The sequence below is a fragment of the Dickeya undicola genome, assembly GCF_000784735.1.
Lineage (GTDB): Bacteria > Pseudomonadota > Gammaproteobacteria > Enterobacterales > Enterobacteriaceae > Dickeya > Dickeya undicola.
In genome coordinates, this window is sequence record NZ_JSYG01000031.1 from 13,910 (window position 1) to 29,501 (window position 15,592).

Annotated in this window: 14 protein-coding genes; 10 read left to right on the forward strand and 4 right to left on the reverse strand. The window is 55.3% G+C overall.

Annotated features, from left to right (window positions below):
- Positions 1-57 precede the first annotated feature (57 nt).
- On the forward strand, positions 58-1,077 hold the full coding sequence (gene ansA, locus OB87_RS13765; RefSeq protein ID WP_033570002.1) for an asparaginase: 1,020 nt from the start codon (positions 58-60) through the stop codon (positions 1,075-1,077).
- A 60-nt stretch (positions 1,078-1,137) separates the two neighbouring features.
- Positions 1,138-1,779, forward strand: coding sequence for a bifunctional nicotinamidase/pyrazinamidase (gene pncA / locus OB87_RS13770; protein WP_033570003.1), 642 nt, complete (start codon positions 1,138-1,140; stop codon positions 1,777-1,779).
- 45 nt (positions 1,780-1,824) lie between these two features.
- On the opposite strand, the gene OB87_RS13775 is transcribed toward pncA, so the two are convergent.
- The gene (locus OB87_RS13775) at positions 1,825-2,136 is read right to left on the reverse strand and encodes a YeaC family protein (RefSeq protein ID WP_033570004.1); all 312 of its coding nucleotides are present in this window, start codon (positions 2,134-2,136) and stop codon (positions 1,825-1,827) included.
- A 64-nt stretch (positions 2,137-2,200) separates the two neighbouring features.
- Entirely contained in the window at positions 2,201-2,617 is a 417-nt protein-coding gene (msrB, locus tag OB87_RS13780) for a peptide-methionine (R)-S-oxide reductase MsrB (protein ID WP_033570044.1), read from the reverse strand.
- Between the two features lie 349 nt (positions 2,618-2,966).
- Between msrB and gapA the strand changes: the two genes are divergently transcribed.
- Positions 2,967-3,962: a glyceraldehyde-3-phosphate dehydrogenase gene (gene gapA / locus OB87_RS13785; protein WP_033570005.1), complete on the forward strand. Its 996-nt coding sequence runs from the start codon at positions 2,967-2,969 to the stop codon at positions 3,960-3,962.
- Between the two features lie 90 nt (positions 3,963-4,052).
- On the forward strand, positions 4,053-4,925 hold the full coding sequence (locus OB87_RS13790; protein WP_033570045.1) for a D-hexose-6-phosphate mutarotase: 873 nt from the start codon (positions 4,053-4,055) through the stop codon (positions 4,923-4,925).
- A gap of 49 nt (positions 4,926-4,974) precedes the next feature.
- Here the strand turns inward: OB87_RS13790 and OB87_RS13795 are convergent, their stop codons facing one another.
- Entirely contained in the window at positions 4,975-5,826 is an 852-nt protein-coding gene (locus OB87_RS13795; protein WP_033570006.1) for an aldo/keto reductase, read from the reverse strand.
- Between the two features lie 113 nt (positions 5,827-5,939).
- Positions 5,940-6,689, reverse strand: a complete 750-nt coding sequence (locus tag OB87_RS13800; RefSeq protein ID WP_033570007.1) for a MipA/OmpV family protein — start codon at positions 6,687-6,689, stop codon at positions 5,940-5,942.
- A gap of 451 nt (positions 6,690-7,140) precedes the next feature.
- On the opposite strand from OB87_RS13800, the gene yeaG reads away from it, so the two are divergent.
- From yeaG to OB87_RS13830, 6 genes are all read left to right on the forward strand, one after another.
- Positions 7,141-9,075: a protein kinase YeaG gene (gene yeaG, locus OB87_RS13805; RefSeq protein WP_033570008.1), complete on the forward strand. Its 1,935-nt coding sequence runs from the start codon at positions 7,141-7,143 to the stop codon at positions 9,073-9,075.
- Between the two features lie 36 nt (positions 9,076-9,111).
- On the forward strand, positions 9,112-10,389 hold the full coding sequence (locus tag OB87_RS13810) for a YeaH/YhbH family protein (RefSeq protein WP_033570046.1): 1,278 nt from the start codon (positions 9,112-9,114) through the stop codon (positions 10,387-10,389).
- A 233-nt stretch (positions 10,390-10,622) separates the two neighbouring features.
- A complete protein-coding gene (locus tag OB87_RS13815; RefSeq protein ID WP_050515722.1) occupies positions 10,623-11,426 on the forward strand; it encodes an ATP-binding cassette domain-containing protein in 804 nt (267 codons plus the stop codon).
- 4 nt (positions 11,427-11,430) lie between these two features.
- On the forward strand, positions 11,431-12,246 hold the full coding sequence (locus tag OB87_RS13820; protein ID WP_033570009.1) for an ABC transporter ATP-binding protein: 816 nt from the start codon (positions 11,431-11,433) through the stop codon (positions 12,244-12,246).
- A gap of 26 nt (positions 12,247-12,272) precedes the next feature.
- Positions 12,273-13,787, forward strand: a complete 1,515-nt coding sequence (locus OB87_RS13825; protein WP_123252177.1) for an ABC transporter substrate-binding protein — start codon at positions 12,273-12,275, stop codon at positions 13,785-13,787.
- Positions 13,784-15,526 (forward strand): ABC transporter permease subunit, encoded by a 1,743-nt coding sequence (locus OB87_RS13830; RefSeq protein WP_033570011.1) that lies wholly within the window; start codon positions 13,784-13,786, stop codon positions 15,524-15,526. The genes OB87_RS13825 and OB87_RS13830 overlap by 4 nt, the downstream gene beginning before the upstream one ends.
- Positions 15,527-15,592: the final 66 nt, after the last annotated feature.

Here is a 15,592-nt window from a genome sequence, read left to right on the forward strand (position 1 = left end):
TCCTGTCCTTTGACGGCTAACTGTTTCTCTAACCAACGAGCCCCGACCAGACTATCCATGCAAAAGAAATCCATTTATGTCGCCTATACCGGCGGCACCATCGGTATGCAACGTTCCGCCCACGGCTACATCCCGGTTTCCGGCCACCTGCAACAACAGTTGGCGCAAATGCCGGAATTTCATCGTCCGGAGATGCCTTCGTTCACTATTCACGAATATACGCCGCTGATCGACTCATCCGATATGACACCGTCAGACTGGCAATCGATTGCGAACGACATTCAACAGCACTATGACCAGTACGATGGCTTCGTGATTCTGCATGGCACCGATACCATGGCATTCACCGCTTCCGCCCTGTCTTTCATGCTGGAAAATCTGTCAAAACCGGTTATTGTGACAGGGTCACAAATTCCACTGGCGGAACTGCGCTCCGACGGGCAAACCAACCTGCTCAATGCGCTATATGTCGCAGCCAATCACCCGGTCAACGAAGTTAGCCTGTTCTTCAACAACAAACTGCTACGCGGCAACCGTACCACCAAAGCGCACGCCGACGGTTTTGACGCCTTCGCCTCGCCGAATTTTCCGCCGCTGCTGGAGGCCGGTATCCATATCCGCCGCCTGACACCGGCTAACCCTACCCCGATGGACAGATCGTTGATCGTACATGCCATCACTCCGCAGCCGATTGGCGTGGTGACGATCTACCCCGGCATCTCCGCTGATGTGGTGAGTAATTTCCTGCTTCAACCGGTAAAAGCGCTGATTCTGCGTTCGTATGGCGTCGGCAACGCGCCTCAAAGCTCAGGCCTGCTTGATGAACTGCGCCGCGCGTCTGAACGCGGTATCGTGGTGGTTAACCTGACACAATGCATTTCAGGACGGGTCAACATGGAAGGTTACGCCACCGGCAATGCACTGGCTCAGGCTGGGGTCATCAGCGGGTTTGATATGACGGTTGAAGCGGCACTGACGAAACTGCATTATCTGTTAAGCAGGAACGATCTTTCCCCTGACCAGATTCGCCAGCTCATGCAACAAAACCTACGTGGGGAACTGAGCGACAAAGATTGAATCACCAGCGACCAACACACAGCATCCAGAACATAAAAATGTTAATAAGGAGAACACCATATGAACAGAGCACTCTTACTGGTGGATATCCAAAACGACTTCTGTGCAGGCGGAGCATTAGCCGTCTCGGATGGCGATAGCGTGGTCGCGGTGGCGAACCAGGCTATCGCCGCCTGTCAACAGGCTGGGATAATCGTCATTGCCTGTCAGGACTGGCACCCGGCGGATCACCGCAGCTTTGCCGTTAATTCCGGCACCCGCGTAGGCGATCAGGGAGAGCTGGACGGCTTACCACAGATCTGGTGGCCTGTGCATTGCGTGCAGGGCTCCCCCGGTGCCGATTTTCATCCCCGGCTGAATCAGCAGGCGATAAGCTGGGTGGTCCGCAAAGGAACGCATCCTTTTATCGACAGCTACAGCGCGTTTTTCGACAACGGCCGCCGCACCCGCACCGAGCTTTATGATTGGTTAAAAGCCAGAGATATTACCCAGTTGACCATCATGGGGCTGGCAACCGATTACTGTGTCAAATATACCGTGCTGGATGCACTGGCATTGGGTTATCAGACCGAGGTGCTGACGGATGGCTGTCGCGGCGTAAATCTGCATCCGAAAGACAGCCAGCAAGCGCTGGATGTCATGGAGAAACACGGCGCTACGCTAATGGATTTACCCACGTTTACCGCGTCGCTCAGCCGGTAATTCATGCACGCATCACGCCAGTTATCGGTGCTGGCGTGAGTACATTTAGTCTTGCGGTTTCAGCGTAGTAATCGGTTTTAAGGTTGCGGCAGGCGCTGAAGCCGACACGGTGTCTCCGGCAAAACGCTGCTTGAGTTCCTGTTTGCTTTTCATTTCGATCTCACCCCGTGTGTTGATCGTCATGTGGTCCGCCTCGGCGTTATTGCGCGCCTGCCACAGCATGACCATTTGCAACGCATTTTCCTTTTGTTCTGCCGTCAGGGTCACCCCGTCCGGCCATTTTCCCAGCTCCACCGCCGTCACCAGGCGCTGATAAATTTCCGGGGTCATGCTGTTTATCAAATCATCCAGCTGCATGTTTTTCTCCCTGAAGTCAGATTTTAGCTGAAACGTTTCAAGTCAAAGTATTGCATTAACGCCGTTAACCATCCGTTTGTTGACCATTTTCTGTATCGATAAAGCTGAGCGATACAGAGTTCACGCAATAACGTTCACCGGTGGTGTCCTGCGGACCATCGGGGAACACATGCCCCAGATGTGCATCACAATGACCACAGCGGATTTCGATGCGTTGCATATGGTGGGAATTGTCTTCCAGATAGCGGATGGCATCTTCCGCGACCGGGCGGTCGAAGCTCGGCCAGCCGCAGCCGGAGTCATATTTATGGTCGGAATAAAATAACGGCTGATGACAGCACAGGCAGTGGTAAACCCCGGTGCGCTTGTTGTGTAGCAGCTTGCCGGTATACGGACTTTCCGTCCCACGCTGCTGCGTGACATGCCGTTGCAGGTCGGTTAACTCGTCCAGATTACGTGGTGAAGCAGTTATCTTGGTCATCAGGTTCTCACTGAAACACGGTTTTTTCGCCAGCGCGATGAAGCATAATTCTAACAAAAAGTTAACACCGTCACAGCCTATTTTGACCTACACTGAGTCCTATGCGACAAAGGCACTTTTAATTGTGATCTCAATCACAATTACACCTATGGCGGGTGTTTTCATGCCTGTGTATTCCTCATATGATTAGGTTATGCACTTTAGTTAGGCTGATAGCTGTTTATCGCGCAACTGTTGAACGGACTTTTGACTTACCGCAACGATTGACACGATTCCGCTTGACGCTCAGTAAGGTTTTTGTAATTTTACAACCAACCTTTTATTCACAAACCAATAGCTGGTGGAATATATGACTATCAAAGTAGGTATCAACGGGTTTGGCCGTATTGGCCGTATCGTTTTCCGCGCTGCCCAGGAACGTTCTGACATCGAAATCGTTGCTATCAACGATTTGCTGGATGCGGATTACATGGCATACATGCTGAAATATGACTCCACCCACGGTCGTTTCAACGGCACCGTTGAAGTGAAAGACGGTCACCTGGTTGTCAACGGCAAAACCATCCGTGTTACCGCTGAGAGAGATCCGGCTAACCTGAAGTGGAACGAAGTTGGTGTTGACGTGGTTGCTGAAGCAACCGGTATCTTCCTGACCGACGAAACCGCGCGTAAACACATTCAGGCTGGTGCCAAGAAAGTGGTTCTGACCGGTCCGTCCAAAGACGATACCCCGATGTTCGTTATGGGTGTTAACCACACCGCTTATGCAGGTCAGGAAATCGTTTCCAACGCTTCCTGCACCACCAACTGCCTGGCACCGCTGGCAAAAGTTATCAACGACAAATTCGGTATCGTTGAAGCACTGATGACCACCGTTCACGCCACTACCGCTACTCAGAAAACCGTTGATGGCCCGTCTCACAAAGACTGGCGCGGCGGCCGCGGCGCTGCTCAGAACATCATCCCGTCTTCTACCGGTGCAGCTAAAGCGGTAGGTAAAGTTATCCCGGCTCTGAACGGTAAACTGACTGGTATGGCGTTCCGCGTACCGACCCCGAACGTATCCGTGGTTGACCTGACCGCCCGTCTGGAAAAACCGGCTACTTACAAAGAAATTTGTGCTGCTATCAAAGCCGCTTCTGAAGGCGAGCTGAAAGGCGTTCTGGGTTACACCGAAGATGACGTGGTATCCACCGATTTCAACGGCGAAAAACTGACTTCTGTGTTCGATGCCAAAGCTGGTATCGCACTGAGCGACACCTTCGTGAAACTGGTTTCCTGGTATGACAACGAAACCGGCTACTCTAACAAGGTTCTGGATCTGATCGCCCACATCTCCAAATAATGTGGCGATGAACAGATGATGAAAGGGCGACATGAGTCGCCCTTTTTTTTATTGGGGCTACAACAAGACCATCAAGGCAAAACCAATACCATGAACGATAAAATTTATTCACTTCCCATCAATAACGTGATCACCACACACCTTAGCCAGCGTCAGTTGGACCAACTGCCGATTATCGTGGTGGATCATCCGCAAGTGCGTGCGGCTATCGCATTGCAAGGTGCCCATCTGCTCAGCTGGCAGCCCAAAGGCGAACAACCGGTGCTGTGGCTGAGCGACAACACACCATTCGAAAACGGTGTGGCGATTCGTGGCGGCGTGCCCATCTGTTTCCCCTGGTTTGGCCCGGCCGCACAACCTAATCACGGCTTCGGACGCCTGCTGGCGTGGGAATTCACCTCTCACAGCGAAGATACGAACGGCGTTACCCTCACCTTCACGCTGCGTGATTCCGAACAAACACGCGCCGCCTGGCCGCACGCGTTTACCGTTCTGGCACGTTTCCATGTAAGCGCACAGGAATGCCGCATGGAACTCGAATGTCACGGCGACTACAGCATTACCAGCGCGCTGCACACCTATTTCCAGATTGGGGACATCAGCAAAATCAGCATCGGCGGCCTGGGCAGCACCTTTATCGACAAGGTTAACGACGGCAAAACCGATACCCAACAGGGCGACCTGACGTTTGCTACCCGTACCGATCGCATTTATACCCAGCCAGCATCACTCAGCCTGATTGAAGACCCGGTGTTGCAGCGCACTATTGAAGTGCATCATGCTCACCACAGCGACGTCGTGGCCTGGAACCCAGGCGCAGAACTGTCTCGTACCATCAGCGACATGACTGATGACGGCTACCAGACTTTTGTTTGCGTTGAAACCGCGCACGTTACCCAGCCGCTCGTGGCGACGACTCAGGCACCGGCACGCCTTACCTCCACCATTCGCTTGCGTAAATAATCTATTTTTGCTGCCTGCTCATGGCTGGCTTTCGCCAGCCATGCTTCGATTACACCACATCCAGTGGCTGTTTGCGGCGAGGGGCGGGATAGGCCTCATCCAGTATGACGAGATCTTCAGGTGACAACGTCACTTCAAGCGCGGTGGCGTTTTCGTTGACATGCGCCAGCGTACTGGCTTTGGGAATGGCGATAACACCTGGCTGACGCGTTACCCAGGCCAGCAGAACTTGTGCAGGCGTCAGCGCCTGTCGCTGTGCCACGTGCACAACCGCCGGATGAGCAAACAGGTCATGACGTAATTGCCCTGCTTGTGCCAGCGGACAATAGGCCATGACGGGAAGCCGACGTTGCAGGCACCAGGGTAGCAGGTCATATTCAATGCCCCGCGATGCCAGATGATACAGCACTTGATTGGTCTGACACTGTTCCCCTCCCTGGTAGGACCACAGTTCTTCCATGTCGTCGATATCCAGATTAGAAACACCCCAGCGCCCAATCTTGCCTGCCTGTTGCAACGCCTCCATCGCAGCGATGGTATCCACCAGCGGAATGCCACCGCGCCAGTGCAGCAAATAGAGGTCGATATAATCGGTTTGCAGGCGTTTCAGGCTACGCTCACAGGCAGCAATCGCCCGCTCGCCGCCCGCGTTATGCGGATACACTTTGGATACCAGATAGACACGGTCGCGGCGGCCGCGTATCGCCTCTCCCACCACGTCTTCCGCGCCGCCATCAGCGTACATTTCCGCCGTATCGATCAACGTCATTCCTGCGTCGATACCGGCCTGTAACGCGCTGACTTCACTGCTCCGCCGTTGGGCGCTTTCTCCCATGAACCAGGTTCCCTGACCAATAGCGGGAACGGTGTTTCCATCCGGAAATGTTACCTGTTTCGTCATGTTATTCCTCCCTTATCGCAGGGTAGCAAATCTTACCTGCTCCATTAATGTGCAAATGGGGTGAATCCACCCCATTTTTGTGCAGCCAATGCACAACCACCGCGCAATACACTTTAGAAGGTATAACTGACGCCACCACCTAGCATCAGGTTATAATTTTTATCAACCATTGGGCTGTTTTTGATCTCATCTGATAACCGGACATAGCGCCCATTTACCCAGGTATTCCAACTGGAATTGATCTTATAGCCAGCATTCAGCTCGACATAGGGTGACCAGCCATCATTCGGCTGATAACTGCGTAGCCCCGAACGGGCCGACTCGTCGCCGGTGACACCATAATAGTAGCGGTTCTGGTTTTCGCTCGACCAGGTAATCCCCACGCCCGGTGTCAGGCTCCAGTCGCCGTCGTTAAAGCGGTGAAGATAAGCGGAGTCCCACACCAGTCCATTGCTGTAATCCAGCGTGTCACCCGCCAGCATGGTGCGCAACGTGCCCCATTGTGCATCGTAGCGGTAGGATAACCCCGCCATCAGCGTTCCGCGCCGACGTTCAAGCTGCTTCATCTGGTCATCATCGCTATCACCCGGTTTGAAGCCTAACGGGTTGTAATACGCTGTCAGTGACAATTTGTTCTGCGCGTCATTCCACAGGTAATACCCCCCTTGCAAGCCACGCAGATAAAAACGCTCACTGTCGTAGTTCACCATTGGAAAAGGATAAACGTGCCCGCTATCGCCACGGTATATTGCTGTTCCGCCAACCGCGCCCACGCCCAGCGCAAATTCATCCGCCAATGCAGCGGGAACCGCAACAGCGCCAGTCAGTGTCGCCGTTAAGAAAGTTAATACGTGCTTTTTCACGGTAGTCGCTCCCCTTCGATGTGACCCTAATTTGATCGCACCCGGCAGAATAGCAGCGCCGGAGTCCTACATACATCACATTAATGTGAAAGATACATAAGTTATAACGATTTCGTCTGCCTGCCAGCATCCCGCATCAGTGCTGCGTTGAGGGATAAAAAAGCCGGTTGTAAGCCGCTGTGCCGAAGTGAGTCATTGAAATATCTTAAAAATGCGACGCAAGAATAGAGGAAATTTTATGGATGCAAACTACGCTTTAAACAAGGATGAGGATTTCCACTGAGTGCAGCAGGGTGCCAGTTGCCCACCCCTTCCCACCAAATAAAGTTGGCATAAGGGTTGCTGCATATCAGCAAGCGGTCTTCTTCCGGGAGAGCCATCCATTAAACAGGCTGTATACATACCATTCGCTCTCTTACTCTGTGTTAATCGACGAAGGACGGGCAACGCTATGAACATATTTGATCATTATCGCCAGCGTTACGACGCTGCCAAAGACGAAGAGTTCACTCTGCAAGAGTTCCTTACTATCTGCCAGCAGGATCGCAGTGCGTATGCGAACGCCGCTGAGCGATTGTTAATGGCTATCGGTGAACCGATTATGGTCGACACCGCTCAGGAACCGCGTCTGTCTCGTTTGTTTTCTAATCGGGTAATTGCCCGCTACCCTGCGTTCGAAGAGTTCTATGGTATGGAAGAAGCCATCGAACAAATCGTTTCCTATCTGAAGCACGCTGCACAAGGGCTCGAAGAGAAGAAGCAAATCCTCTACCTGCTGGGTCCGGTCGGTGGTGGTAAATCTTCACTGGCTGAGCGGCTGAAATCGCTGATGCAGCGCGTTCCCATCTACATACTGAGTGCCAACGGCGAGCGCAGCCCGGTCAACGACCATCCACTCAGTCTGTTTAACCCGCAGGAAGATGCCTCGATTCTGGAAAAAGAATACGGTATCCCGCGCCGTTATCTGGGCACCATCATGTCGCCCTGGGCCGCTAAACGGTTACAGGAGTTTGGTGGCGACATCACCAAATTCCGCGTCGTTAAGGTGTGGCCATCCATTCTGGCTCAACTGGCTATCGCCAAAACCGAACCGGGTGATGAAAACAACCAGGACATTTCAGCGCTGGTCGGGAAAGTGGACATCCGTAAGCTGGAGCATTTCGCCCAGAACGACCCAGACGCCTATGGTTACTCTGGCGCGCTGTGCCGGGCCAACCAAGGCGTGATGGAGTTTGTGGAAATGTTCAAGGCGCCGATCAAGGTGCTCCACCCGTTGCTGACAGCAACTCAGGAAGGCAACTACAACGGCACCGAAGGTATCGCCGCCCTGCCGTTCAACGGTATCATTCTGGCGCACTCTAACGAGTCGGAATGGGTACAGTTCCGCAACAACAAAAATAACGAGGCGTTCCTTGACCGTGTCTACATCGTCAAAGTGCCTTACTGCCTGCGGGTTTCCGACGAAGTCAGAATTTACGACAAATTGCTGATAAACAGTGAGCTGAGCCGCGCCCCCTGCGCGCCTGGTACACTGGAAACACTGGCGCGTTTTTCCATTCTGTCCCGGCTGAAAGATCCGGAAAATTCCAGTATCTACTCCAAAATGCGGGTATACGATGGCGAAAGCCTGAAAGATACCGACCCGAAGGCCAAGTCGTATCAGGAATACCGCGATTACGCCGGTGTCGACGAAGGCATGAAAGGGCTTTCCACCCGTTTCGCCTTCAAGATCCTCTCCCGCGTGTTCAACTTTGATCATAGCGAAGTGGCGGCCAACCCGGTTCACCTGTTTTACGTGCTGGAACAGCAGATTGAACGGGAACAGTTCCCGCAGGATGTGGCGGAAAAATACCTGGAGCACCTGAAAGGCTACCTGATTCCGAAATACGCCGAGTTTATCGGCAAGGAAATTCAGACCGCCTACCTTGAGTCTTACTCGGAATACGGTCAGAACATTTTTGATCGCTACGTGACCTATGCCGACTTCTGGATTCAGGATCAGGAATACCGCGATCCGGACACCGGCCAGCTGTTTGACCGTGAGTCTCTGAACGCCGAACTGGAGAAAATCGAAAAACCGGCGGGTATCAGTAACCCGAAAGACTTCCGCAACGAGATCGTCAACTTCGTGTTGCGCGCCCGCGCCAGCAACAGTGGTCGCAATCCGAACTGGACCAGCTATGAAAAACTGCGCACGGTCATTGAGAAGAAGATGTTCTCCAATACCGAAGAGCTGTTGCCGGTGATTTCGTTCAACACCAAAACCTCGACGGAAGAGCAGAAAAAACACGACGACTTTGTCGATCGCATGATGGAAAAAGGCTACACCCGCAAACAGGTGCGTTTGCTGTGCGAATGGTACTTGCGTGTGAGGAAGTCATCCTGATGCTGTACATCGACAGGCATGTCGTTTGGGGGAAACATGGCCTATTTCATTGATCGGCGTTTGAACGGCAAAAACAAAAGCGCGGTTAACCGCCAGCGCTTTTTGCGCCGCTACAAGTCGCAAATAAAACAGTCGATTGCCGGGGCCATCAACAAGCGTTCGGTTACCGACGTGGAAAACGGAGAGTCTATTTCGATCTCCAATTCGGATATCAGTGAGCCGATGTTCCATCAGGGCCGGGGTGGAATTCGTCACCGGGTACACCCCGGTAACGACCACTTCGTGCAGAACGACAAGATCGAGCGGCCTCAAGGTGGTGGCGGAGGCGGCGGATCGGGTCAGGGAGACGCCGGTCAGGATGGTGAAGGCCAGGATGATTTCGTGTTCCAGATATCCAAAGACGAATATCTTGACCTCTTGTTCGAGGATCTGGCACTGCCCAACCTGAAAAAAACCGAACACCGGCAACTCAATGAGTACAAAACCCACCGTGCGGGGTACACCGCCAACGGTGTCCCCGCCAATATCAGCGTGGTGCGTTCGCTGCAAAACTCGCTGGCACGCCGCATGGCGATGACTGCGGGTAAACGACGCGAACTTCACCAGCGGGAAGACGACCTGGCGTTGCTGGAGAACACCGAGCCAGCCCAGTTGCTGGAGGAGGAGCGACTGCGGCAGGAAATCGCCGAGCTGCGCCAGCGCATTGCTAGCGTACCGTTTATCGATACGTTTGATTTGCGTTACAAGAACTACGAACGTCGGCCGGAACCGTCAAGTCAGGCGGTAATGTTCTGTTTGATGGACGTGTCCGGTTCTATGGATCAAGCCACCAAGGACATCGCCAAACGTTTTTACATCCTGTTGTATCTGTTCCTGAGCCGTACCTATAAAAACGTGGAAGTGGTGTATATCCGCCACCATACGCAGGCCAAGGAAGTGGACGAGCAGGAGTTCTTCTACTCTCAGGAAACTGGCGGCACCATCGTCTCCAGCGCCCTGAAACTGATGGAGGATGTGGTCAAAGAACGCTACGACCCTGCACAATGGAACATTTACGCCGCGCAAGCGTCCGACGGCGACAACTGGGCCGACGATTCGCCGCTGTGCCGTGAATTACTCGCCACCCGCCTGCTGCCAGTGGTGCGTTACTACAGCTACATCGAAATTACCCGTCGTTCGCACCAGACGCTGTGGCGGGAATATGAAATGTTGCAGGACAGTTTTGACAATTTCGCCATGCAGCATATCCGCGATCAGGACGATATCTATCCGGTCTTCCGGGAAATATTCCACAAACAAACCGTCGAAAATTAACCTCCCCAGCCAGCCGTTCAGTTCACGTGCTGGCTGTTTTCCCCCTCGCTATATCATGCCTTTCCTGTTGTTAACAGCGCTGAAAGCCGCCCGAAAACCGTGCCGACCAATCCAGTCCCAATCACGTGCCGTGCCCCCGCTTTCTCCCCTTTTTAATAAGGGTTTTTATTTTAAATGTTATGTTATAACATAAACATCATTGCAATAAATTTTCACACTTTTTGGAGTACCCGGTGCTGGATGTCAGGCAGTTAGCGCTTTGTATCGATGGTGAGCACAAGATTCATGACCTCAGTTTTTCCCTCGCCCCCGGCGAACGCGTTTGCCTGCTGGGGGGGTCCGGTTCCGGTAAATCGCTGACGGCGCGTTGCCTGCTGGGCGCGCTGCCCATCGGCAGTCAGCTCAGCGGCAGTATCCGTCTTGAGGGTCATGAAGTCGCGGGGTTGCCGTTGTCACAACGCCCGCTTAGTAAGCGCCCGGCGGCCATTTTTCAGGATTCGGCCACGTCGCTAAACCCGTTATTCACGATTGAAGCGCAACTGCGTATGGCGCTAAAACACCAGCAAACTTATCAGGCGCTACCGGACTTGCTGCGTGCGGTCGGTTTTTCCGATCCGCAAGCCGTGCTCACGCGCTACCCCGGCGAACTCTCCGGCGGCCAGCGTCAACGCCTTTGTATCGCGCTGGCGTTACTGTGCGAGCGGCCGTTATTGATTGCCGACGAGCCCACCACCGCACTGGATGTGGTCACACAAGCGCTGGTTCTGCAAACCTTACAGGATCGGCTGCAATGTTCCCCACGCACCAGCCTGCTGTTCATCACCCACGACATCACGGTCGCAGCCATGATCTGCCAGCGTGCACTGGTGATGGAAGGTGGTCGACTGGTCGAGCAAGGTGACATGCGCCAGTTGCTGACACAGCCTCGTCATTCTTATACCCGTGCGCTGGTGTCCGCAGCGCGTCAGGCCGCCGTCGGTACGGCATTTCCCTGCCAGAGCCGCACACCCGCGGCATCATGGTCACAGGCCAGTTGATCTTATGCGCCAAACCGCTTGCCTTCTCAATGCCGTCCCGTTTTTGCAACTTCACCAGGTCAGCCATCATTATCGAGCGGCAGGAGTGTTTACTCGCCGGGCTGCGGCTACCCCGTCGCTGCAACACATCAGCCTCGATCTCCACGCGGGGGAACGTGTGGCGCTGGTGGGCGCATCCGGCTGCGGCAAATCTACCTTGCTGAAAATTCTGCTGGCGCTGGAGTCGCCGATTCGGGGCTCGGTGCATTGTCAGGGTCGCGAGGTACGTTCGGGCAGCGTTTCCCGATTGCGCTGGTATCGGCGGCTGGTGCAGTACATCCCACAAGACCCGGCGGGATCACTGGCACCACACGCCTCAGTATTCACGCTGATCGCCGAACCGCTGCGCCAGCTTGGAATGACTGAAAACCTGAAACAGACGGTCTGTGAGGTGTTAGAGCAGGTTGATTTACCGTTAACCCTGTTACATCAGCGGGCCGAGTCGCTATCTGGCGGCCAGGCCCAGCGGGTCGCCATTGCCAGAGCCATTGCACTGCGCCCGGCGTTTCTGCTGGCGGACGAGCCGGTCAGCGGGCTTGACCTGCCTGTGCGTCAACAAATCACCACGCTGCTCGATACGCTGTCGCGCCGTCATGGCATGGGGCTATTGCTGGTTTCTCATGACTTGTCGGTCGTGGCGGCACTCTGCCAGCGGGTACTGGTCATGTACAACGGCAACCTGGTGGAAGACCGTCCATTGCCTGACTTACTCGCCGAACCGTTCCATTTTCATACTCAGGCTTTGTTGGCGGCCGTGCCAACGCTACCTGCTTTTGACTGATTTTCCCAATACCACAAGGAATGCGTATGTTTCGTTTCCCGTCTCTGACGATGGCCGCCACGCTGGCATCCACCCTGTTACTCGCCGGTTGTTTTGACAAACCGGAGGGGACCACCACCGGTGCGGACAATCCGCGTATTCGCCTGGCGATGTTGCTGCCACCGCGTTCAGCGTTGTCACCCTTCAGTGATGATGCGTTCAAACTGTCGCGCTGGCGCACCGGTGAAACCCTAGTGGTGCTTGACGCTAACGGCGATGCACAACCCGCGCTGGCGACCCACTGGCAACAGATAGATGAGCTAACCTGGCGTTTTACCCTGCGTGACGGCGTCAAGTTTCACGACGGTAGCGATTTCAACGCCAGCGCCGTGGTCAATGCCCTGACCGCTGCCACACGCGCGACACCTAAGCCACGCATTCTTGACGGCGTGACGCTCAACGTAACAGTGGAAGACACACGCACCGTACAGATTAAAACCGCAACCCGTGACCCGTTGCTGCCGCAACGCTTGTCCAGTCCTCAGTTAACCCTACTCTCACCTGCCGCTTACGGTGCCAACGGCGTGGTCAGCCCGATCAACACCGGCACTGGCCCGTTTGTGCTAACACAAGTTAATGGCACCAGCAGCGCCAGACTGGATCGTTTTGATGGTTACTGGGGCAGCAAAGCTACCGCACCGGGAATTGATGTCGACTTCGTTCCAGACAGCGCCGCCCGCACCGCCGCGCTGCGTACCGGCACGGCCGATCTGGTGGAAGCAATACCGGTGTCACAAGCGCCACTGCTGGACCAAAACCTGGTACATGAAGTACCGATGCCCCGCACCAACACGCTGTACCTCAACACACGACGCGGCGTTTTCAGCGATCCGAGCTTGCGGGCCGCGGCACGTGATGCGATCCAGCGGGATATTCTGGTCAAGAACGTGTATGAAAACCGGGCCGACGTGGCAGCCGGGCTGCTTGGCCCGGCGGTGCAATGGGCCGCGCCGTTGCGTCAACCGGTGGCAGCACCCACCGCAGCCCGCTCTCCTGATGGCGCAACGATCACGTTGGCGACCTTCAGCGACCGGGCGGAACTGCCGGAAGTGGCAGTCTATCTGGCTCAACAATTGACTGCCGCCGGTTTCACGGTAAAGCAAGAAGTCCGCGAGTACTCGCAAATAGAAGCAGATGCACTGGCCGGTCATTTCGATGCCTTTATTTTATCGCGAGCCACCGTGCTGGACTCCGGCGATCCGGTGGCGTACCTGTATAGCGACTTTTCCTGCAAAGGCTCATTCAATATTTCACAACTGTGTAATCCAACGGTGGATGACGCACTGAAACAGGCTGCCGCCACCCCGGCTGGAGAGGCACGACGCCAGGCGATCATGACGGCCGAAAACCGGATTCTGGCAACAAATGCCGCCATTCCGTTGCTGCACGAACGGGTGATTCAGGGCGAGTCCGCCCGCTTGCGTCAGGCCATTCGGGACCCGCGTGAACGTACCCTGATCGACGTACAAACGCACATCGATGGAGCACACACCAAGCCATGAGTGATTCGCGGTTTCGGTTACTGGCAGACCTGCAACCATCGCTGCTGGTCATCATCTCTCGCCTGTTGACCGTGCTGGCCATCATCGTGCTGATCGGGCTGCTGCCCTGGCTATCTGATTCCGATCCGGCGCTCAGTCTGCTGCGTGCCCGTTCCAGCGAACAGGAAGCCACGGCAGAAGCGCTGGATGCCATTCGGCAGCATCTGGGGCTGGCGCAGGGGCCGTGGGTGTTGCTGAAGCACTGGTTAACCGGTTTATTGCACGGCGATGCTGGCCTGTCCTGGGTATCTGGCAAGCCGGTGTTACCCGGAATGCTGGATGCCGCAGGCGTGTCACTCACACTGATGTTGGCCGCCCTGGCGGTAGCGTTTCTGCTGGCCCTGTTGTTGAGTGGGTCAACCCTACAGCGCGGGCTGCTCGGCAATAACCGACGCAGCAACGGTGCACTAGCCACCACCTTTACCGCCATGCCAGAGTTTCTGCTGGCGTCGTTTCTGCTGGTCATCGGTGCTGTCTGGCTGAAGCTGTTGCCGCCTTATGGCTGGCAATCATGGCAACACCTGATTCTCCCCGCGCTGGCGTTAGGTATTCCGGCAGGCGGTTTGCTGGGTAAACTGTTCAGCGATGCGTTGACCACCACATTCAGCGAACCCTGGCTGCTGACCTGGCATATGGCGGGCTTTTCCCGCCGTGACTGCCTGCTGGGCGTTGTTCGTCGCGCCTTGCCCTCAGTCCTGCCACAGGTCAGTCTGGTACTGGTCGGGCTGACCGGCGGCGCGGTCGCGGTGGAAAAGGTGTTTGCCATTCCCGGACTGGGGCGGGCGACACTGGGCGCAGCGGCGGCTCAGGATCTACCGGCATTGCAATGCGGCGTGCTGATTCTACTGGTTATCGCGGTGATCACCGGGATGGGCTCGACACTACTGCGCCGCTGCCTGCTCGGTCATGCGCTGGAAAACGGCTCTCTTTCTACGCCTGCTAGCGTCATTAACGTGACGCGCCGTCATTACCGTCTTCCCCTGTTCATGGCGTTGCTGCTGGCGGCGATCGTGCTTACCGGCCTGCCGCGTGATCCCTTTGGCTCTGACTTTGCTCGCCTGCAACCTCCTGGCTGGTCGTTGCCGTTCGGCGCGGATGCCACTGGCCGCGACATGCTGGCGCGGGTTGCGCACGGCGCACTATCCACCCTGCTCACCGCGCTGGCAGTGACACTCTGCTGCCTGCTGCTCGGCCTGTTCCTCGGGTTGTTTCCTCGCTTGTTCTGCGGCCCGGCTGAAGTCGCTAACGCCATGCCGCCAGTGATCGTCGGTATGGTCGTCGCCGCATTGTACGGCCCGTCTATATCAGGTGCGGCGCTTGCCGTGGCGCTGGTTGCCTGGGCTCCGCTGGCAACACACACCGCGTCGCTGGTAACCGAAATCACCGCCCAACCCTACATTCGCATCACGCCGCTGTTGGGCCTTAGCCGCTTCCGCAGCCTGATGCGTTATGTCATTCCCGCACTGATCGGGCCGGTCACCCGCCATGCTATGCTCCGCTTGCCCGGCATCGCGCTGTCATTAGCATCACTAGGATTTCTGGGATTAGGTGAACAACCGCCGACACCGGAATGGGGGCGAGTACTGGCGGAAGGAATGCCCTACGTCGAACGCGCCGTCTGGACGGTATTACCGCCCGTTGCCGCATTAATACTGCTATCGATACTGGCTGTTTCGCTCAGCCAAGGGTCACGACGTTAAACAGCAACAACAGGTTGCGCAATATTGCACAACCTGTTGTTATCGAATAATATCCGGTTGATTATG

What these genes read in the sequence shown, in the direction of transcription:
- OB87_RS13830 (WP_033570011.1), top strand. Translation starts at nt 13,784, where the DNA reads ATGAGTGATTCGCGGTTTCGGTTACTGGCAGACCTGCAACCATCGCTG.
- pncA (WP_033570003.1), top strand. Translation starts at nt 1,138, where the DNA reads ATGAACAGAGCACTCTTACTGGTGGATATCCAAAACGACTTCTGTGCA.
- msrB (WP_033570044.1), bottom strand. Translation starts at nt 2,617, where the DNA reads ATGACCAAGATAACTGCTTCACCACGTAATCTGGACGAGTTAACCGAC.
- OB87_RS13795 (WP_033570006.1), bottom strand. Translation starts at nt 5,826, where the DNA reads ATGACGAAACAGGTAACATTTCCGGATGGAAACACCGTTCCCGCTATT.
- OB87_RS13820 (WP_033570009.1), top strand. Translation starts at nt 11,431, where the DNA reads ATGCGCCAAACCGCTTGCCTTCTCAATGCCGTCCCGTTTTTGCAACTT.
- OB87_RS13825 (WP_123252177.1), top strand. Translation starts at nt 12,273, where the DNA reads ATGTTTCGTTTCCCGTCTCTGACGATGGCCGCCACGCTGGCATCCACC.
- ansA (WP_033570002.1), top strand. Translation starts at nt 58, where the DNA reads ATGCAAAAGAAATCCATTTATGTCGCCTATACCGGCGGCACCATCGGT.
- OB87_RS13790 (WP_033570045.1), top strand. Translation starts at nt 4,053, where the DNA reads ATGAACGATAAAATTTATTCACTTCCCATCAATAACGTGATCACCACA.
- OB87_RS13775 (WP_033570004.1), bottom strand. Translation starts at nt 2,136, where the DNA reads ATGCAGCTGGATGATTTGATAAACAGCATGACCCCGGAAATTTATCAG.
- yeaG (WP_033570008.1), top strand. Translation starts at nt 7,141, where the DNA reads ATGAACATATTTGATCATTATCGCCAGCGTTACGACGCTGCCAAAGAC.
- gapA (WP_033570005.1), top strand. Translation starts at nt 2,967, where the DNA reads ATGACTATCAAAGTAGGTATCAACGGGTTTGGCCGTATTGGCCGTATC.
- OB87_RS13810 (WP_033570046.1), top strand. Translation starts at nt 9,112, where the DNA reads ATGGCCTATTTCATTGATCGGCGTTTGAACGGCAAAAACAAAAGCGCG.